A 19,462-nucleotide genomic window follows, 5' to 3' on the forward strand; every position below is an offset into this window, starting at 1 on the left:
GTTTTTGGTGAAGTATTTTATGTGGAAGAGTGTACGGTTTTATCGTGAAAAAATTTTGCCAACTCCGTATCGCTTTCAATGTGTTGCCACTCGGACGGTTCTATGACCGGACGGATGTGTATGGATATTGTCTTTCCTTTTTTGTTGAAAATCTCGCAAGGAATCCTGACAACCTGCATCTTCAGGTTGATCATTCCGAAGATGTTATACAACAGAGAGTTTCGTCCTTCAAAATAGACCGGAAGAACGGGAACGTTGGCGGCACGTATCAGACGGATGGCACTCGGTTTCCAAAGTTGTTCGACGATTTGAAATCTTTTCCAAGACCATCTGGAGATTCCTCCGGCAGGGAACAGCCCGATAGGATGCCCCTCTGAAATCCTCGTCTTAACCTGCATCACGCCACTGATGTTCTTCGATGGGTCATACTTGTCTTCCCTATGTCTCATAAGAGGATGCGTGGGAATGAAGCTGTCGTTCATCGCTCCAATCTTGCTCAGGAAGCTATTTACAAGCATCTTGTAATCTGCTCTTCTCTGCCCCAGAATATCAAGAAGCATTATGCCATCCAGCCCTCCGAAAGGATGATTAGAGACTGAAAAGAAAGCCCCATCAGGGATATTGTCCAGATGTTCTGCGCCATGCAGCTTGTAACTGACATTGATATCTTCATCTTTGAGAATGGCGTGAGCAAACGCCGGACCTCTAAAATGGCAGTTACGGGCGTGAACATTGTTGATATTGTTAATCTTGAGTATAGACATCAAACGAGGAGTGAGCCACTTGGCAGAGTGATTGGATATCACCTCTTTCAGCATCTCTTCTATATCCTCCTGGTGTAAAACTATGGGATCAATCTCTTTCATTCTTGTACTTATTTTCTATATACTCGGTATAGAACTCGCATAACGTTTCGTGTTGGAGGCGACTGGTGAAGAGTACAATATTCAAAACCACGATCTCATAAGCGAGATAGATCCAGAGCTGTTGGAGTAAGATGGCGATGAAAAGCACTATGGAACGTCCGTTGAACGTGAGTAGATCTATCAGCTTCATGACTATCATACTCCCTTTACGGAATCGCAGACTCTCTTCTTCGGGCAGTCTGAAGCCTTTGAACTTTCTCCGTACTGTTTCGACCATCTTTTGCAGCTTGGGTGTTGCTGCCATTTGAGCAGTGGTATAGTACTTGTAGAACCAGAAGAACAGCTTGTTCAGTCCCGGTTCCATATCATTGTACTTTTTGTTGATGCTCTCAATATCGTCAAACTCCGCTCCTTTTTCCGGACTGATAAAGAGAAGATGCAGTGTCTTATAGTAATCCGTCAATGCCGCTTGCGATAGATGCGACACCAAAGAAAGGGCTGCAAAGATGTAGAATATAGATGTATTATGCTCGGCTACAAGCCTCATGGAGATCCCCACATAGATAGAGAAGAACCACAAATCGCCTGCAATCCCGTCCAGAATACGGCCGATATTGCTTTTCTTACCCGTAAGGCGAGAGAGCTGACCGTCCACGCAGTCGAGAATATTGGCTATGACAAGGAATGCAATACCGAACAGCCCCCAAATATAATTCTCTGAGGAGAAGTATATCATAGGACCGCAAAGCACTCCTATAAGGATACTGATAATGGTTACAGTATTCGGAGAAACACCCGTAGGTACAAGAGCCACGGCTATTTTATATCCTACCTTGCGATAGAATACTCTATCAATTTTATTCTCAGTCTCTATGGACTTCAGAGATGCAAGGTAATCCTTTTTGGATGTACCTGAAGGAATATCCTCTTTTTCGATATCTAACATAAAGGGTCATTTTGATTACCGGTAGCTGTATCCGCCATCTACCACTATGAGTTCTCCGTTGAGATAGTCCGTTTCCACCATCATTTTGTAGATTTTGGCTATCTCATCGGGTGTCGCAAACCTTTGCAGTGCAATCTTGCTCTCTATACTTCTTCTCACCTCAAGAGGTTTGTTCTTTTGCCACTCCGTGTCTATGAATCCGGGGATCACGCCATTGATCCTGATACCTAAGGGAGAAAGCTCCTTTACCATGTTTTTGACCAATGCATGAAGGCTGCTCTTGGATACTCCATAGGGGATAGAGACGGAGTGGGGGTGCAGTCCCATGAGAGATCCGGTGGCTACGAAGCAAGAACCTTTCGGCATGAGCTTGCCGAAATGACGGATCAGCATGATGTTGTAGAGCAGATTACCCTGCAAGACTTTCATCCAATCCTCCTCCTCTATATCCCAAAAAGAGGTTCTGTTGGTTACTCCGGCGTTGAGGACGACGGCGTCCGGAATGACGTTCATTTCCTTTAGCTTATCCGCCAATACCTTTGCAGATCCCGGAGCTTCTATATCGCTCGAAAGCACCAGAAGTTGTTTCAGGTGAGGATGTTCGGCTTCCAGCTCTGCTTTTACCGCTTCCGCTCTCTCTTTATCCGCTCCGTAAGTCAGGATCATTCGGTCTGCAGAGGGGAGCAGAGCACGAGCCACAGCCAAGCCGATACCCTTTGTCCCCCCTGTGATCAGTATGGTCTTCATACTCCAATGCTTTTATCCTTTGTTGATCTTCTCCGGTTTGTGTTGTCTGGCAGTGTTCAAGCTCGCCTCATAAGATTGTTGGATAGACTGCTTGATACTTGTCGAAGAGACACCGGTACCGTATGGGAAGTAGAACACCTGTACTCCGAGATCTCGCAGATAGTCATACTTGCCTGTCCAATCGTCTCCCACCACAAAAGCATCTATATTCAGCTTCTTTACCAGCTCCGTATGGTCCAAAGAGTGTTGCGGGATAACAATGTCCGGTGTCTTTAGAGCTTCGATGATCTGCATCCGTTCGTTGAAAGGGATTACAGGAGGTGCCTTATAACTCTTCACCAATTCGTCCGTGCTGACACCCACTATAAGGATATCGGCAAGAGCTCTCGCGTAGTTTATCATACGCAGATGATTGTAGTGGAACATATCGAATGTTCCGGAGGTGTACACGATGTTCTTGTTCTTAAACATAGTTCTTATACTTTAGAGGTTAACTGATGTCTCTTGCTTCATTGGGGATGCTCACTCCTCATCCTCCATTTTTGTCTGCAAGTCTTCCAGACCAATATCTTTCCCTTTGTCATAGAATGTTTTTCTGAGCGGATTTCGCACAGCTTCGTCAAACCTTTCTCTGTTGTGATAGACGTCTATGGCAAGATAGAGAGCGTTTCGGAAGGAGGTCTCATCCGCTGTTCCGCTGCCGGCTATATCGTAAGCAGTGCCATGGTCGGGCGAGGTACGCACGATGTTGAGACCTGATGTGAAATTGACTCCAACCTGCATATGTTTGATCTTAAACGGTATCAAAGCCTGATCGTGATACATACAGAGCGTTGCATCAAACTTTTCATCCATACTGTTTCCCCAGTATCCGTCCGGAGAGAAAGGCCCGAAAGCGTGTATCTGATGCTCGTTGAACAGCGTCTCGATAGCCGGTCCGATGATCTCTATCTCCTCTCTACCGAGAAGTCCGTTCTCGCCCGCATGAGGATTGAGAGCCAGTATGGCAATCTGCGGTTTCACTATTCCGAAGTCTCTTCTCAGTGCCATGTCCAGCAGGATACACTTTTCGACGATCAGGTTTACCGATAGTGCTTCCGGCACATAGCGTAGAGGAATGTGATTGGTTACCGGGGCAACGATATTCTCTCCGGCTACCATGAGCATCAGAGATTTGTTTTCGATCGTGGCAAAATGGGAGGTAAGAAACTCCGTATGCCCTTTGAAAGGAAACGCTTCATGGTGAGCAGTATATTTGTCGATAGGGCCTGTAACGATACACTTGATATGTCCGGCATCGAGGTCTCGCTTGGCTGCGAGAAGGGATGCTACCGCAAAAGAGCCGGCGGCAATATCCGCAGAGCCGGGATTGACCCTGAAGTTGTCATCTCCTTCTCCCGATGTCGGCACGATGTTTACGATATTAGGCTCTGCCTCTTCTGCCGATTGGATGAGATGGTACTGTATCGTATTGTCCGGGTCTAAGCTCTTCTTGTAGAATGAAAATATTTTGGGATTGGCATACAGAATGGGTGTATGCAGATCCAGAATAGAGTTGTCTAAAAGTGTTTTTATCACCACTTCGTAGCCCACACCGTTGGGATCTCCGGGGGTGATTCCTATTTTTATTTTGTTGTTGCTCATTGTGTTGTCTTTGAACCATGATATTTACAAACTACTTCTCCGAAGTCTCACCCTCTTGAGCTTTCTCGCCCTCTATCTTATAAGGAGCTATGACGGGTGCTTTGGGAAACAGTTTGCCGTATTCTATCTTATCGCCTGCGAGCCTTAGCGTGTAGAGTGCCGACTCGTTCAGGAGCATCAATCTCTTTTTTCTTACTTCCGGTGCATACACAAACGCTTCTGCCACCAAGACCTCCTTGCCGTTCGGGTGCACCATCGCGTGCATCACGAAAGGTCCTCCCATCATATCTCCGTGCATATTCCAGAGACCGCGCAGGATTACACGTGCTGTACCGTTCACTTCTCCTTTTACCGCCATGGGATCTGCGCGATGCTCTGTCTGCATATAAGAATCTTTGTACTCTCCCGGCATCCACTGGCGCATGATGGAGTCTCGTTTGTGGATCAGATAAGAGGTCTCGAAAGTATTGACATCCGTATAGGGGAAAGTGTAGACCACCATATCCATCCGTCCGCGATTGCCTACGCCCTGATCGGTAGCCCAGACAAATCCGTTATTGACCCTTGTCCACTTCATCTCTACCGGTGCATTTATCGTAACCTCACCGATATACTTCTCCACCTCTTTGGCAAACTTGCTACTGTATGTCCGCTCCAAATCCGTAATATGTCTGAGGACATCCGAGCGGTACACCTCTTCCATGATTTTGGGTGCTTGCAGTCTGATGAGAGCTTTGGCGGTAACGAGGTCCGGACTTTGTGCCGTGTAGACATTCTGCCCTTTAGCCCAAACGTTTCTCGACAACCGCAAAACGCCTTGGGTGTATCTGTTCGGATCTATATCGTAGATAAGGATGTTGCGATACGCTTTGAAGATTGTGGTGAAGTTGTTCTGTAATGTGAAAGAGAGATCAACGGATGCTTCCGGCTGAGGAAGCAGGGGCACCGGCTCATTGAAAACCTCTTTGCTAAACTCCCTGAGGGTGTCTGATTCGGTTTCATTAACGGGTAGCACAACGATCATTTCGCGAGACTTTCCGGTGGAATCGAATGGAGACTGTTTCATGTCCGTACAAGAGGATAAGCCTGATACCACAAGAAGTGATACTGCGAAAGAGAGAAGTGAATCTATGTACCTTTTCATGTCCGAATTTTGAGGTTTCTATGGTTGTGCAATATGTTTCTGTCTGCGCCCTTGGGCTTCTTTACAAAGATACTATTTTTTGTTGAGGAGTGTAAGTGTTTGTTTTGTCCGTTTTCTCTTTGAGGAATGAGAAGAAAAATTTTTTCGGAGCTCTCTTTTTTCTTCTCCTTTTTTCCCTCTCTTGCCGGCTCCATTTTTATATATTCCATCCCGAAAAATGCCTTCTTTTTTTTGGTCTCTCTATTTTGATCAGAGGGGTCGTTTTCAGAGCACGAGCGAATTGTTAAATTCGCCCCATTTTATTAACACAATTTCCGATACCTGTTAAGCGAAAACAGTAAACGAGCATATTCTTTCGGCTTAACGTGTTTAATTTTTCAACGAACACGTTTACCGATTTCATTAAACACGTTTACCGGATTCGATTAACGTGTTTGGAATTTTTGCTTATAGTGTTGATAGATAGTGTTTTGTACTTTTTGCCCTCTTTTTTGCCGTTTTTTGCCCCAAAAGTGCGTTAGAATTTATTTACATAATAGGGTGTTAAAATTTGCTTCTATTAACTCGAAAACGGGGCATGAAACCGATCGGGAGGAGAAAAAATCTCAGGATTGAAAAATTTGTAGAATATTGATTGCCAATGTTCTAAGATCTTTCAGAGAAGAAGGTCATCGGAAAAAGCTCTTGAAGCAAGAGGTTTTGAAAGGCTTTTTGAGGACTTCATTTTTATATAAAAGCTCCCTTGAGAGCGGTTGAAATATCAGGAAAATCCGCTTTTATGAACCGCTTAAACGGATGATTTTACAACCGAAAATGGTTGTTTTTACGATTACAACCAAAAACGGTTGTTTTTAAGAATACAACCGAAAATGGTTGTTTTTCTGACGGCTAAAACCTATCTTTGTTTTACTATTTACCTAAAAGCAGATTGTATGGATATAAGGGGAGTCATAACGGGAGATATTGTTACTTCTTCGGCAATACGCGGAGAGTATCGGGATATTCTGTTGGAGATGCTCAATGGAATAGTAGAGGAGTTGAGAGATACCCTCTCGCCCGCCAAGATGGAGTTTTTCAGAGGGGACAGTTTTCAGATTGTTGTGGAGCATCCGGAGGAAGCAGTGAAGATGGCAGTGCTTCTCCGTGCCGGCATCAAAGGGCAGACACCCGAAAGGTTAAAGCGGGCTTGGGATGTGCGTTTGGCTATCGGAATAGGAGAGGTATCCTATCTGTCGGACAAAGTGGTGCTTTCCGACGGGGAGGCTTTTCACTTTTCCGGCAGGGAGCTGGACGATATAGGGAAGCGGAGACTTACGGTAAAGACCCGCTGGGAAGAGCTGAACGAAGAGCTGGAAGTGAGTACGGCTTTTGCGGATGACATCATCTCCCGATGGACTATATCGCAGGCAAAGGCTCTCTATTCCTCTCTGCTCTATGGCTCGACCCAAAAAGAGATGGCGATGAGTATGGGAATGAGCTCGCAAAATGTGGGAAAACTGTTGAGAGCAGGTAAGGAAAACCTTATGGCTCTCTATATTAACCGGTCGAAAAAGATCATAAAAGAGAAGATGCTATGAGTTGGGATATTCTGTTGAAACTGCTTTTGGCGCATCTTCTTGCCGACTTTGCTTTCCAGCCTAAGAAGATCTGCATTGGAAAGAGACTACCCGGAGTAGGGAAGTGGAGCCATCTGCTACTACACTCTTTCATCCATACGGTGGTGGCCTACCTGCTCTTGCAGGAGTGGGATGAGTGGATTGTTCCTTCTATCATCTTTGTTTCTCATTTGGGTATAGACTATCTGAAGTCTGCCTTTATGCGGGAAAATGCGTGGTCGTTCTTTATAGACCAGCTGCTACACCTGGCTGTGCTGCTTTTGATATGGGGCTTCCTGTTTGGCGGAACGGATGCTTTGTGCGAATGGTTGGGAGAGTATGAGATCTCTTCCGGCTTCTGGATCGTTGCCATAGCTTATCTGCTGGTACTTAAACCTACTTCCATCGTGTTGAGTATGTTTTTCCACAGATGGAGCAAAGAGGCAGAGGAGGCAAGTCTTCCCAATGCCGGCGAGTTCATAGGCTATCTGGAGCGGATACTCATCCTCACGTTTATCTTGACCAATCATATCGAGGGTGTGGGATTTCTGCTTGCGGCAAAGTCCGTCTTCCGCTTTGGCGATCTGAGCAAGGCTAAAGAGATCAAGACGACAGAGTATGTCCTCATCGGAACATTAGCCAGTTTTACTATCGCCATAGTGATCGGGTTTGTTTCTTTGGCACTGATAAGATAAGTGGAATAGCGATTTGTCAAAATGAAAAAGTCTGCTCCTTTCGGGAGGCAGACTTTTATTTTTGCTGTCAAAAGGGTATAAAGGCAACCGCTTTACCCACGATGTGCGAAGGTGGACACCACCACAACCGATGGATGGAAATCGCTTTGCTCCTGGGATCCGACTCGTTGGAGATACCATAATAAAGGATTTCGGGATGCTCCGGATCTCTCTTGACCTCCACGATATAGCCGTAGAGCTTTTCTCTTGAAGGAGACTCGATGGGAGTGAAGATCACTGCATCGCCTCTCTTCAGAGGGTCATAAAATCTTTTCTGTATAAGTATCCACGCACTCTCCGAAGCATTGTTGCCACCGCTTCTATGCACACGGACCGGCTCCCAAACAAATACTCTTATGAGCAGAAGTGCAGAGAGCAAGGTAAGAACTCCGATAGAGATCTTGACCGTTCTACGTTTGGCAGATCTATCTTTCTGCTTTCCGCTCCGAGCCATATATCGTTATTCCGTTTATTCTATCTTGGATGCCGGAAGGAGAAACCTGTTCCAGCGAATCTTTCCACTGAATAAGCCTTTGTCCTTATCGAGTGAGAGCCAAACCCAAACGGGTGAACCCACGATGTGATCCTCAGGTACAAATCCCCATGCACGGGAGTCGGCACTGCGATGTCTGTTATCACCCATCATGAAGTAGTAGTCCATCTCGAAGGTATAAGTGTCCGAGACCACTCCGTCAATGAATATGCGACCCTCTTTTACAGCGACAACGTGCCCCTCGAAGTTGTGTATGCAACGGATGTATAGGGGGAGATTTTCCAAAGTGAGATTGATAGTCGCTCCCTTTTTAGGTATCCAGATAGGACCGTAGTTGTCTCTTGTCCACGATTTTTTCATGTCCACAGGATAGGTCGGATCGTCTTCTGCGGAGGGAGAAGGCTCTATAACCACATTCTTAACGGAGGAGACTGCTTTGATCTGCTTTACCATCTCTTGAGTCAACGGCAGCTGATGGATCAGTCCGTAGCTTCCATTCGATAAGGTATCCAGCTTCAGATATTGGAAGAAGCCGAAGTTTTGTGGCTCCGAACCGTCCAACAACACCTTGCGATCATCCATAGAGATCTTGAGATCATCAAGCAGCTGTTCCGGTATGACTCTTCCGTCTGTCTGAATATAGTAAGTGTGTTGCAGATTTTTCGGGTCTTTGATTCTCTCTCCATTGATATAGACGTCATTGTTTCTCACTTCAAGAGAGTCGCCGGGTAAGCCTATGCACCTTTTGACATAGTGTTCGCGCTTATCCACAGGCCTGTAAATGATCTCCCCGAATCTCTCTTTGTTCTCTCGGAGATACTGTCTGCCATATGTGTTTACCAGTGTATAGTAGTCCGGATTTTGCTCTTTAAGGGCTATGGTATCTCCCGCCGGAAAGTTGAAGACAACGATATCATTGCGTTTGACTGAACCGAATCCCTTCAAACGGCGATACTCTGCTTGCGGTTTGTCCAAATAGCTCTTTCCTCCCCAAAGGAAGGTGTTGTGTATGATGGGGAACGAGATAAGAGTCTGCGGCATACGAGGTCCGTAGCTCAACTTGGATACTAACAGATAGTCGCCCACAAGGTAACTTTTCTCCAGCGAAGAGGTAGGAATCTGATAGTTTTGAAAGAAAAACAGGAAGAAGACATGCACCGAGAAGACCACCACAACGATATCTTCCAACAGTTTCATCGCACTCACCACTTTGGGATTCTTGGACGACTTCCACCAACGCCAATTGATCTTTTTAGTGATATAGCCGTCTATGATGAGGAGTACACCCGGCCAAAGCCACGGGGAACCTACCCAAATGCAGAATAGAATGTATAGAATGAGGACGATGGAGAACTTAATCCACGTTTTTAGAGGTTTATTTTTCAGTATATCTTTATTCATTGTTCTGTTGCTGATTCTTTATAATACAAAACCCTTGCTCCTTTGCCGAAAATCTTCAAAGGAGAGAGTCTATACACAAAACCATTGTGTGAAAGGCTCATATAAGCTCTACCAAAGGTACATAAATATTTGCAATTTGTTTTGGATGCTCCTGATTGTGATAAGAGTAGAAGCAAAGAGGCTTCCTAAGTCTGTCTTAGGAAGCCTCTCTATGTATTCGATCTCCTATAAGGAGAGTCGGGTTATCGGTTGTGCTTACTTCTCTTCTTTGTTTCTCTCTTTTCTGCTTGCGATCAGGTATGCTATCGGCGAAGCAACAAAGAGTGTACTGATGGTACCGATCACCACTCCGAGAATCATTGCAAATGTAAAGCTTCGGATTGTAGGACCTCCAAGGATGAAGATAACAATGATGGTGATAAGTGTTGTAAGAGATGTATTGATTGTACGAGCAAGTGTAGAGTTCAACGCATTGTTGAATACTTCTCTCTTATTCTTGTTCGGATAGATGCCCGATACCTCACGGATACGGTCGAAGACTACCACAGTGTCATTGATAGAGTAACCAATGATAGCCAACAACGCTGCTATGAACGTTGTATCGACCTCCATAGAGAATGGCATGATCTTCCAAAGAATAGCATACAGAGCTATGATAGAGAATGTATTTACCGTTACTGAGACGAATGCTCCTGCGGAGAATGCAATGTCTCGGAAACGTATAAGGATATAGAGAGCCATGAAGATAAGAGATATTGCCACGGCAATAAGAGCATCTCTTTGAATGTCATCCGCCATGGTTGCTCCTACCTTTTGTGAGCTTTGTACATACTTGTCTACAAAAGTATCGAAGGATGTTCCTTCCGGAAGAAGGCTTTTCACGCCTTCAAATACAAGCTTCTCGATCTCTTCATCCGTATTCGGGTTAGTATCTGTGATACGATAGTTGGTAGAGATACGCACTTGATCCGGAGTACCGATATTGATTACACGTACATTGCCGGCAAGTTCGTCGTTCAACATAGATGCTACTTCCGCTGTCGAAACATTCTTATCAAACTTCACGATATAGTTACGACCACCTGTAAAGTCGATACCCGCATTAAGTCCGATAGTCGCCAACGCCGCGATACCGGCAGCAATAAGAAGTCCGAATACAGTGGCAGAAATCTTTCTTTTAGCAAGGAAGTTGACAGAAGGATTCTTGAGGAAGTTCTTTGAAATCGCTGTCGTGAAGGTTGTTTTGTCCATCTTGCCTCTCTTAGCAAGAGCTTCAAATATAAGACGAGTGATGAACACCGCCGTAATGAACGAACAGATAAGACCCACAACAAGTGTTGTGGCGAAACCGCGAATAGGACCGGTACCGAACATAAACAGGATGATACCTGTGATGATAGTGGTAACGTTGGAGTCGATAATAGCGGAGAACGCATTGCCGTAACCATCCTTGATGGAGCGTTGCATATTCTTTCCGGCGGCAAGCTCTTCCTTGATACGCTCGAAGATAAGTACGTTGGCATCCACCGCCATAGCAAGCGTAAGCACAAGACCGGCAATACCTGCAAGTGTGAGTACGGCATGAAGAGAAGCCAAGATACCGAGAGTAAAGAAGAAGTTCAATACCAGTGCAAGATTCACAACCATACCCGGAAGCAAGCCGTAAACCAAACACATATAAAGCATAAGGATGATAAGAGCTATGACAAACGAGATAATACCTGCCTTGATAGCCTCTTTACCAAGAGACGGACCGATAATATCTTCTTGTACTATATCTACAGAAGCAGCCATCTTACCACTCTTGAGTGTGTTGGCAAGGTCGTTTGCTTCGTCCGGTGTAAAGTTACCTGTGATGCTGGAAACACCGTTAGGAATTTCACCATTTACTACCGGAGCAGAATATACAAGACCATCAAGAACGATGGCAACCTGCTTTCCTACATTGTCGCGAGTAAGACGAGCCCACTGCTTAGCACCTTCATTGTTCATGTGCATAGATACTCCCACATCGCTTCTACCCACGTGGTTGTTTACTTCTGCACGAGCTTCTGTTACAACCTCACCCGATAGAGCTGCCGAACCATCCCTTTTAGAGCTTTTAAGTGCATATAGTGCATACACTTTGCCTTCTTCGGAATAAGGTTTTGCAGACCATCTCAGATAGATATTGCGAGGGAGTTGAGCCTTCACTTCCGGTATGGAAAGAAGAGAGTCTATCATCGCCATGTCTGCTGCCTGAGCATATCCGACGATAGCACCGGGAGCGGCTTGACCATTTACGTTGGCGTTTAGAGAAAGAACAGAAAGGAGAGGATTGTCTCTCTTTTGATCTTCTGCAGATAGTTGCGACTCTGTTCCGGATTGAGCTTGAACCTGTTGGCTAAGATCTGTGCTGTCTGCTTCTGCCGGAGCTGCTTCCGTTTCTGCCGGAGCGGTTTCCGCTTCTGCTTCTGGAGCAGCCACTTCTGCCGGTGTCTCTACTTCTTGCCTGCTTCCACGCTTGTTGAGAGCAGCAAGAGCATCGTTTGCATTGAGAAGAGGGCGGAACACTTCAGACATATCCGCTGTTTCCCAAAACTCAAGGTTCGCAGCACCTTGAAGAAGTTTACGTACACGTTCCGGCTCTTTGATACCCGGAAGCTCTATAAGGATACGGCTGTTGTTCTCCAATCTTTGGATGTTTGGAGCCACAACCCCGAAGCGGTCGATACGGTTACGAAGCACCTTGAAAGAGCTGTCTATCGCATCGTTCACTTCGCTTCTAAGTACTTTTTCTACGTCTGAATCGGATGCAGTGGTTGGGATTCTGTCCTTTAGTTCGAGCGTGCTAAAGATAGCAGCAAGTCTCGCACCCGGATCCGCTTTGTGAAACTCTTCGATAAAGAGCGTTACAAAGTCCTTTTGGCTTTGAGTCTTTTTCTTGTTTGCTTCTTCGATAGCCTTTAGGAAGTTGGGATCTTGGCTGTTACCGGAGAGTGAGCGTAGCACGTCTGCCTGATTGAGCTCAAGCACTACGTTCATACCCCCTTTGAGGTCAAGACCCAATCCGATCTCTTGGGCACGTACTTCTTTTAGTGTGTGTCCGAACCACACTGTCTTGTTAGAGAGCGAATCCAAGTATCTGATCTCTTTCATTGGATCGCCTTGAGCATACTCCTTTGCCGCAGAAGTATATCTGCTCGATACGAAAGTAAACGAGAGATACCACGCACTGAGGACCACCATAAGGAGAGCTACAATCTTGACTAAACCTTTGTTTTGCATCTGTTTGTGATTATGTTATTAAATTTTATTCGTTTGCTCAATCTTTTCAGACGTATACCGTGGTTTGACGCACGGGCACTTTGATTGGCAAAGATACAATTTTTTACTATTAAAATTCATACATCAAGGCTACTTTCTTCATAAAAATGAGCTGTTTGTACGGTCTGATTTCCATGAGATTTGCTTTTGGTTTGTCTCTTTCTGCTCTCTGCTCTCTTGTTTGGTCGGGTTCGGCTCTTGATGGTCTCCTTTTTGCGGACGATTTTTAGCTGTTTCTTCTCTCCTTTTCTTCTCTGAAAATATTGTTTTGACCTGTTCAAAAAGTTATTTGAATAGGGATATAAATTGCTTTTGACAGGTATAAAACTAAAAATCATGCTTTGGTCGCCGAAAATCAAGATGCGATTTGTGGAAAGCAAGCCTTGATTTCTGCAACCCGAATCGTGATTTCAATCTCTGTAAACGATTAGAGCAACATTTATCCCTGTATAGAGGATTTTTTGAATAGGTACGATCTCTTTTGTCGGCAGGATAGATCTTCTCTTTATCGTCAAAAAAGAGAGACAACCACTCGGATGCTTTGAGCCCCAAGTGGTTGTCTCTGTATTTTTTTGAGGTGATACGCAGAGGTATCACGGCTTTTTGCCTTAGCGGTTTTCCTTGCGAAGAAGATCTCTGATCTCTGTGAGAAGCTGAATATCTGCCGGTGGCGCTGCCGGTTCGGCCGGTGCAGCTTCTTCTTTCTTGCGAAGAGAGTTCATGCCTTTAATCATCAAGAAGATGACAAAAGCAATGATGAGGAAGTCCACAACGGTCTGGATGAAAGCTCCGTACCTGATAGCCACTTCTTCTGCAAGCACTTGTTCTCCTTCCATGACTGCTTGAGAGATGACAACCTTTAGGTCTGTAAAGTTGACTCCACCGAGCAGCTTACCTATCGGAGGCATGATAACATCGTTTACAAGCGATGAAACAATTTTTCCAAAAGCTCCACCGATGATGATACCGACTGCCATGTCTACTACGTTACCTTTAACGGCAAATTCTTTGAATTCTTTAATTAAACCCATTCTAATCTTTCTGTTTTTGATGTTAATACTTGCTGCCTCTCCGGTTGTTATCATTCTTCAGAAGCAGATATCTAAACTCTTTGAGAATCTTTGGAGGTAAAGTTGTACGATTTTTTTAGTTTTGGCTTCACAAAGACCCCCTCTGTCGGCAAAGATAATAAAAAACAAAAGTTTTTGCTTCTCTTTTATCTATTGTTTCATATAAGAAAAGAGACACAGCCATCAGATTTTGTCGTTTAGCTGTGTCTCTTTTATGTCTGTCTTTATATTCTTAAGCGTTCTGTAGCTGGAATATTACTGTTACTTCGTAACGGCAACGCACCGGAAGACCTGCTTGCTTGCCCGGTTTCCATTTAGGCATTTGCTTCACTACGCGCATCGCTTCTTTGTCCAGAGAAGGCTCGATACCTGTAACGATATGAACATCCACGATAGAACCGTCCTTGTTTACAACGAATCCTACACGAACACGTCCTTGGATTCCATTGTCTGCTGCGATTTGAGGATAAACCAACTTGCTTGCCAACCAAGGGCGAATCTTGTTGTTACCACCGGGGAATTCAGGATCTTCTTCCACAAAGTCGTGGATCTCTTCACTCGCTTGCTCTACCTTACGAACAGATGCAGGAGGAGGAGTAAATGTTACTTCCTGAACTTTGTTCAAGGCATCATCCACGCTGAGAAGCTCTTGGTTTTCTACCTTTACTTCGTCTTCCACTACATTTATAATATCTGCAACCACTTTTGTATCAGGCGGTGGCAGTTCGGGTGGAGGCGTTTCTTCAGGAGGCGTAATCTCGATCTCTTCTTCTTCTATAAAGGTACTGACCGTAGCAATCTCGTTAAAAACAAGATCTCTTTTGCCCCATTCAAATGCTGTGAATACGGCTGAGAGTGCTACTACAAGCCCCATTAGGAAGAATGTCGACTTGCGACTCTCAAGATTCGCACGAGGCGTTTTCTTTTGTTCCATAGTACTTGTATCTAAATTGTTATTTGTATTTCCTACTGAAAGCACCTTCTGCGTGCTTCGCCAAAGTTAGATATAGTTGAGGATATATGCAAGGGTTTTCCGTGTAAGAGTTACTTTTCGGACATGAAACCTTTTCTCAGGATCGTCTGCTTGCGATCAGGTCCCACGGAAACCACAGAGATAGAGACTCCCAGATACTCTTCTATGAAGTTCAGATAGGTCTTGAATGCAGCCGGAAACTCCTCTTCTTTTTCTACTTTCGTCATATCTTCCTGCCAGCCATCGAAGATTTTGTAGACAGGAGTAATATCCATTTCAGCGGAGAATGGGAACTGGTCTGTCTCTTTACCGTCTATGATGTAGGATGTACAGACGTTGATCTCCTCAAACATATCGAGTACATCGCTCTTCATCATGATTAAGTCTGTCACGCCATTAAGCATCACGGAGTAGCGTAGAGCCACAAGGTCGAGCCAGCCACAGCGTCTTTTTCTTCCCGTTACCGAGCCAAACTCATTGCCTTTACGGCACATCTCCTCGCCGGTAGCGTCATGAAGCTCTGTCGGGAACGGGCCGCTTCCAACTCGTGTACAGTATGCCTTGAAGATACCGAATACTTTCCCGATTCTTTTTGGAGAGACTCCCAGTCCGGTACAAGCGCCTGCCGTCACGGTGTTGGAGGATGTAACGAATGGATATGAACCGAAATCTATATCCAGCAACGTACCTTGAGCTCCTTCTGCAAGTATCGCTTTGTCGTTCCGTAAGGCATCGTTGATGAAAAACTCGCTGTCTATGAAGCGAAAACTCTTTAGAAACTCTATTGCATCGAACCACTCTTTGTCCATCGCAGCCGTATCTTGCACGTAGTGCAGAGCCGCCAAGATCTTGAAGTGATCGCTCTTAATCTTATCGTATTTCGCTTTAATGTCAAGCTCTATATCACCTACTCGCAATCCGTTACGACTTATCTTATCCGTATAAGTGGGGCCTATGCCTTTGCCGGTAGTACCGATCTTTCCGGCTCCTTTTGCTGCTTCTCTGGCTTGATCCAATAAACGGTGAGTGGGGAGTATGAGATGAGCTTTGCGCGAAATATACAGACACCTCCGAATATCGTGCCCCGACTCCATCAGTGCTTCTGCTTCTTGCTTGAACAATATGGGATCCAACACCACGCCATTGCCTATGATGTTGATCTTGTTACCTTGAAATATGCCGGAAGGAATAGAGCGCAGGACATATTTCTTACCTTCAAACTCCAAAGTGTGTCCGGCATTAGGACCTCCTTGGAAGCGTGCTACCAAATCATATTTGGGCGTAAGAACGTCCACTATTTTGCCTTTTCCTTCATCTCCCCATTGGAGACCTAAAAGAACATCTACTTGCTGCATAACGTATTTGAGGTTGTTCGTATTGTGATACAAATATAACTATTCTTCCGCAAAGAAACGAAGAATGGAATCTATCTCCGAGGCAAAAAGATTGTCTGCATCGAAATAGCCTTTGAGATGTGTACGGCACTCTTTTGCAAAAGAGAGATTTAGGTCTGAAAGTTTCTCCAAACAGCGTAAGATGAGTACCTGTTCCGTCTCCGAAACCACCTCTGAACAGATGGCGTGTTTTACCCTTTCGATCCACTTTTCGAGGGTGGAAGCAGGAGGCATCACACGCTTTTGCATACTTGACTGAGCCAATAGCAGGTGTGGAATGGAAGCCACAATGCCATCGTGATGAGGCGTATACAGCAGATCATCAACGAGAGTGTAGACGTAAGATTGGTGAACAAGCAGTTCGCGAACGAGCTGCTCCGCCTCTTCCAATGTCTCCACATCTCCGCATCTCTCTACTGCTTGGAGATAGTCAAGCTCTTGGCCTTGCAGCATGAAGATGGATAGCAGAGGAAACTCACGCACCTCTTTCTGATACCTTAGCAGTTCTATCAGCTCCGGATCCGGCTCCATCGTCTTGGCTATCTTTTTCAGACGAAACAGGGTAACACCGAAGTTTGTTCTGTGTTCGATACCACCTTTTCTCATGCTCTCTGCCACAACGCCATCCATAGCGTTATGCAGTCTTCTTCTGAGCTGTTTGAAGGTGTCGTGATACCTGCCAAGCTCCAGAGTCCGACTCTTTGCACTGTTCGGACTGTCGTTACACAGAGGAAGTGTTCTGTATACTTTGTTGTATCTGTTCATCTGTTCCAGATAGGTCTCGGACGTATCCAGCGTAAGCTCCTCCACGCTTCCGTCGGACGAATATCGCGCTTCCATTCTCGGATTGATAAACCCTTTGAACGGAGACAGATGCAGTACCTCGAAGCGTTTTTTTGCAGAAACGTATATCTCGGACGGGACATCCGTGGCGTATGTACGTATAATCTTCTCCGCCTCTTCGTATAACCCTTTGCTCTTGATCTCTTGTATCCGATAGAGCAGATGCCCTATATTCTCTCTCAGCTTCGTGTATGAGTGAATCTCTATAAAGAAATCTCCTGCTTCGTTTTGCTTTAGTTCCAAACAGTCCGCCCCGCATTTGTCCAATAGGTATCGGGCGATGAGCGCTCTGTTTCTCATGTGCGACTCCTGTATCTTTTCCCCTTGTTTCAGACGGGCAAGCTGAATAATGGCTCCGCCGGTAACATATAGGTCGTACTGTGCCTTATAAGCATCTTCCGGAAGAAGCCCCATCTCCACCAGCTTCGAGTCTGCAATGTAGTACAATGCATACAGGTCCGCCCGTGCCTCTTCTATGGTTGCACTCCACTCTTTAAGGGCATCTTCCGAGACGCCTTCTTCGAGTCTTCCGGAACCGTGACCAAGACACTCGTGAAGATCGGTATGGAGATCATTGGTCAGAGAGCCGAATGTCATGATTCGTCTCCTTACCTCTTCTTTCAGGAAGAAGCTTTCGAGATACTCTCCGGAGTAGAGCGTGCTATCCACTGCATGGGATATGTTCGACAGGGTAACGGACTTGGAGCCGTATCTCTCTCTTATGGTGTTGTTGTTGGGAAGGTTGATTCCGAGAGGAGATGCCGGATAGCAGTCGCCTCCCAACATCAATGCTTCTATGACGGAAGCCTGAATGCCTTTCACTTCGGGCTTACGATGTGCCGGGCTGACCGGGCTATGCTCCTCGAACCAACGGGCATTATCGGATAGCAGCTTCGTGCGTCGAGAAGCCTCTCTGTCGTAAAGCTGTACCAGACCTTCCCATGTGGCTTTTCTTCCCAAGGGGTCTTGATAAGTCTCTATAAAGCCATTGATGAAGTCGACATCGGTTTTGTCGGGGGAGTGATTGAGCCAAGCCAAAGAATATGCTCTGAAATCTTCATCCGCTCCACTCTTATAGTAGGTCGTGAGCTTTTCTATGATCGCTTTCTCCCGGTCTGTTTCGGCATAGAAGTATGCGGCTCTAAGGGCGGAGACTATCCGTTTGAGAGCCGGAGCATATCTGCCGGAGGTGCTGTATGTCTCTTCATAGAGGTTGTTGTCGGCATCTTTCCTGAGCTTGCTTTGCAGTCCCGGAGAGAGTTCCGGATCTTTGGAGCGGGCGGAGTAGAACGCTTCGACCTCTTCTGTGGTGATGCCTTTGTCGTAGAAGTTTACCGATGATTCTTCCACGTTTTCGGCTGTTCTTATGGGAGCGAACTCTTTATTGAAGATGTATTCGAGCAGCAACTCTTTATCGAAACCACTATCTCTCCATTCGTTGCGCTTGTTTTCATCGATCTTTTCCCATAGTAAGGAGAGGTAGCGAGAGCTGAAAAGCGGTTCGTGTTTCCTTTCACTGTAATGGTGATGAATACCGGATGTGAAAAGGATTTGCTTGTAGTAGCAGAGTAGAGCATCGTACTCCTCTCTTTCCGTATCCGGGTTTGCGACTGCTACCATTTCGGAGACAGCCTCTCGGAGGAACAGGTTGTACGGATGGTGTTGATCGAACAGAATGTCTCGTCCTCTAAGGGTAGCTTCGGAGAGGAAGTAGAGATAGAGCTTTCTCCTGCGGGACAGCTTCGGGAAGCTATCGACATCGTAGCGGAGAATGAGGATGTCTGCAAATTTATCTACTAAAAAGTTGCTCATTGGGGATAAGTGTTAGGTGAAAGATGGAGCCGGTATCGGTTTCGGACCATAAGCGGTACGCTTCTGTTCTCATGGAATGAAAGAGTTGCGATATAGCCTTTCAAAAGATGGTTTGATCCTGTTTATTTTCTCTCCTGAACAGGATAAAAAGTGAAAACCGGATCTTGGTTTGCACTATTCAAGCTTTGAATGGTGTAAGTCGAACCTTGAATGCTGCAAATCATGCTTTGGTTTTGAGAATTGTTGCTGTTCAGAAGAGTTTGTTTACGAGTTAAAAAGAACTTTCAAACGGGTTCAAAATCTTTTTGAAAGGGGGTAATATGGCAGAGCCTTTTCTATTGTTTCTTCTCCTGCCCCTACTCTCCTCACAAAATGAGACGGATTGATAAGGCGCTACCGCTCTTAAATCTTTGTGTCAGATGATTCTGTCCGATATGTTCTCACATTCAAGAGGCTGTGTCAAGACAATATCCCGACACAGCCTCCCGATATAA

The 19,462-nt window shown here is 45.4% G+C and carries 15 protein-coding genes; 2 read left to right on the forward strand and 13 right to left on the reverse strand.

Features of this window, described 5'->3' with window-relative positions; all coding sequences use genetic code 11:
- Nucleotides 1-17: 17 nt before the first annotated feature.
- Genes JT26_RS00840 through JT26_RS10040 form a run of 6 tightly spaced genes read right to left on the reverse strand, consistent with a single transcriptional unit; the run spans nt 18 to nt 5,347 of the window.
- Entirely contained in the window at nt 18-866 is an 849-nt protein-coding gene (locus JT26_RS00840; RefSeq protein WP_036789954.1) for a 1-acyl-sn-glycerol-3-phosphate acyltransferase, read from the reverse strand.
- On the reverse strand, nt 853-1,812 hold the full coding sequence (locus JT26_RS00845; protein ID WP_052110263.1) for a CDP-alcohol phosphatidyltransferase family protein: 960 nt from the start codon (nt 1,810-1,812) through the stop codon (nt 853-855). Before JT26_RS00845 ends, JT26_RS00840 begins: the two co-directional genes overlap by 14 nt.
- Before the next feature lie 15 nt (nt 1,813-1,827).
- Nucleotides 1,828-2,559, reverse strand: coding sequence for an SDR family NAD(P)-dependent oxidoreductase (locus tag JT26_RS00850; protein WP_036844753.1), 732 nt, complete (start codon nt 2,557-2,559; stop codon nt 1,828-1,830).
- A 12-nt stretch (nt 2,560-2,571) separates the two neighbouring features.
- A complete protein-coding gene (locus tag JT26_RS00855; protein WP_036789959.1) occupies nt 2,572-3,030 on the reverse strand; it encodes an adenylyltransferase/cytidyltransferase family protein in 459 nt (152 codons plus the stop codon).
- Nucleotides 3,031-3,081: 51 nt separating this feature from the next.
- Complete coding sequence (gene pdxA, locus JT26_RS00860; protein ID WP_036789962.1) at nt 3,082-4,203, reverse strand: 4-hydroxythreonine-4-phosphate dehydrogenase PdxA; 1,122 nt, start codon at nt 4,201-4,203, stop codon at nt 3,082-3,084.
- 31 nt (nt 4,204-4,234) lie between these two features.
- Entirely contained in the window at nt 4,235-5,347 is a 1,113-nt protein-coding gene (locus JT26_RS10040) for a DUF4837 family protein (protein ID WP_052110264.1), read from the reverse strand.
- Between the two features lie 932 nt (nt 5,348-6,279).
- Between JT26_RS10040 and JT26_RS00875 the strand changes: the two genes are divergently transcribed.
- Both JT26_RS00875 and JT26_RS00880 read left to right on the forward strand, forming a co-directional pair.
- The gene (locus JT26_RS00875) at nt 6,280-6,924 is read left to right on the forward strand and encodes a hypothetical protein (protein WP_036844771.1); all 645 of its coding nucleotides are present in this window, start codon (nt 6,280-6,282) and stop codon (nt 6,922-6,924) included.
- On the forward strand, nt 6,921-7,637 hold the full coding sequence (locus JT26_RS00880; protein WP_036844774.1) for a DUF3307 domain-containing protein: 717 nt from the start codon (nt 6,921-6,923) through the stop codon (nt 7,635-7,637). Before JT26_RS00875 ends, JT26_RS00880 begins: the two co-directional genes overlap by 4 nt.
- A 67-nt stretch (nt 7,638-7,704) precedes the next feature.
- Here JT26_RS00880 and JT26_RS00885 read toward each other — a convergent pair whose 3' ends face one another.
- From JT26_RS00885 to JT26_RS00920, 7 genes are all read right to left on the reverse strand, one after another.
- Nucleotides 7,705-8,130 (reverse strand): hypothetical protein, encoded by a 426-nt coding sequence (locus JT26_RS00885; RefSeq protein ID WP_036844777.1) that lies wholly within the window; start codon nt 8,128-8,130, stop codon nt 7,705-7,707.
- Between the two features lie 15 nt (nt 8,131-8,145).
- A complete protein-coding gene (gene lepB / locus JT26_RS00890) occupies nt 8,146-9,555 on the reverse strand; it encodes a signal peptidase I (RefSeq protein WP_369793996.1) in 1,410 nt (469 codons plus the stop codon).
- 270 nt (nt 9,556-9,825) lie between these two features.
- Nucleotides 9,826-12,837, reverse strand: a complete 3,012-nt coding sequence (gene secDF / locus JT26_RS00895; protein ID WP_036844783.1) for a protein translocase subunit SecDF — start codon at nt 12,835-12,837, stop codon at nt 9,826-9,828.
- A gap of 647 nt (nt 12,838-13,484) precedes the next feature.
- On the reverse strand, nt 13,485-13,907 hold the full coding sequence (gene mscL / locus JT26_RS00905; protein ID WP_036844968.1) for a large-conductance mechanosensitive channel protein MscL: 423 nt from the start codon (nt 13,905-13,907) through the stop codon (nt 13,485-13,487).
- 271 nt (nt 13,908-14,178) lie between these two features.
- Complete coding sequence (locus tag JT26_RS00910; RefSeq protein WP_036789989.1) at nt 14,179-14,880, reverse strand: energy transducer TonB; 702 nt, start codon at nt 14,878-14,880, stop codon at nt 14,179-14,181.
- A gap of 110 nt (nt 14,881-14,990) precedes the next feature.
- The gene (locus JT26_RS00915) at nt 14,991-16,274 is read right to left on the reverse strand and encodes an adenylosuccinate synthase (RefSeq protein ID WP_036844793.1); all 1,284 of its coding nucleotides are present in this window, start codon (nt 16,272-16,274) and stop codon (nt 14,991-14,993) included.
- Between the two features lie 39 nt (nt 16,275-16,313).
- Nucleotides 16,314-18,968, reverse strand: a complete 2,655-nt coding sequence (locus JT26_RS00920) for a hypothetical protein (RefSeq protein ID WP_052110265.1) — start codon at nt 18,966-18,968, stop codon at nt 16,314-16,316.
- Nucleotides 18,969-19,462 lie beyond the last annotated feature (494 nt).

It is taken from the genome of Porphyromonas sp. COT-108 OH1349 (assembly GCF_000768755.1).
Classification (GTDB): domain Bacteria; phylum Bacteroidota; class Bacteroidia; order Bacteroidales; family Porphyromonadaceae; genus Porphyromonas_A; species Porphyromonas_A canoris.

Excerpts from the sequence above, each read along its gene's own strand:
- JT26_RS00850 (WP_036844753.1), bottom strand. The coding sequence starts at position 2,559 with ATGAAGACCATACTGATCACAGGGGGGACAAAGGGTATCGGCTTGGCT.
- JT26_RS00885 (WP_036844777.1), bottom strand. The coding sequence starts at position 8,130 with ATGGCTCGGAGCGGAAAGCAGAAAGATAGATCTGCCAAACGTAGAACG.
- JT26_RS00880 (WP_036844774.1), top strand. The coding sequence starts at position 6,921 with ATGAGTTGGGATATTCTGTTGAAACTGCTTTTGGCGCATCTTCTTGCC.
- JT26_RS00855 (WP_036789959.1), bottom strand. The coding sequence starts at position 3,030 with ATGTTTAAGAACAAGAACATCGTGTACACCTCCGGAACATTCGATATG.
- JT26_RS00920 (WP_052110265.1), bottom strand. The coding sequence starts at position 18,968 with ATGAGCAACTTTTTAGTAGATAAATTTGCAGACATCCTCATTCTCCGC.
- JT26_RS00910 (WP_036789989.1), bottom strand. The coding sequence starts at position 14,880 with ATGGAACAAAAGAAAACGCCTCGTGCGAATCTTGAGAGTCGCAAGTCG.
- mscL (WP_036844968.1), bottom strand. The coding sequence starts at position 13,907 with ATGGGTTTAATTAAAGAATTCAAAGAATTTGCCGTTAAAGGTAACGTA.
- JT26_RS00875 (WP_036844771.1), top strand. The coding sequence starts at position 6,280 with ATGGATATAAGGGGAGTCATAACGGGAGATATTGTTACTTCTTCGGCA.
- secDF (WP_036844783.1), bottom strand. The coding sequence starts at position 12,837 with ATGCAAAACAAAGGTTTAGTCAAGATTGTAGCTCTCCTTATGGTGGTC.
- pdxA (WP_036789962.1), bottom strand. The coding sequence starts at position 4,203 with ATGAGCAACAACAAAATAAAAATAGGAATCACCCCCGGAGATCCCAAC.
- JT26_RS00915 (WP_036844793.1), bottom strand. The coding sequence starts at position 16,274 with ATGCAGCAAGTAGATGTTCTTTTAGGTCTCCAATGGGGAGATGAAGGA.
- JT26_RS10040 (WP_052110264.1), bottom strand. The coding sequence starts at position 5,347 with ATGAAAAGGTACATAGATTCACTTCTCTCTTTCGCAGTATCACTTCTT.
- JT26_RS00840 (WP_036789954.1), bottom strand. The coding sequence starts at position 866 with ATGAAAGAGATTGATCCCATAGTTTTACACCAGGAGGATATAGAAGAG.
- JT26_RS00845 (WP_052110263.1), bottom strand. The coding sequence starts at position 1,812 with ATGTTAGATATCGAAAAAGAGGATATTCCTTCAGGTACATCCAAAAAG.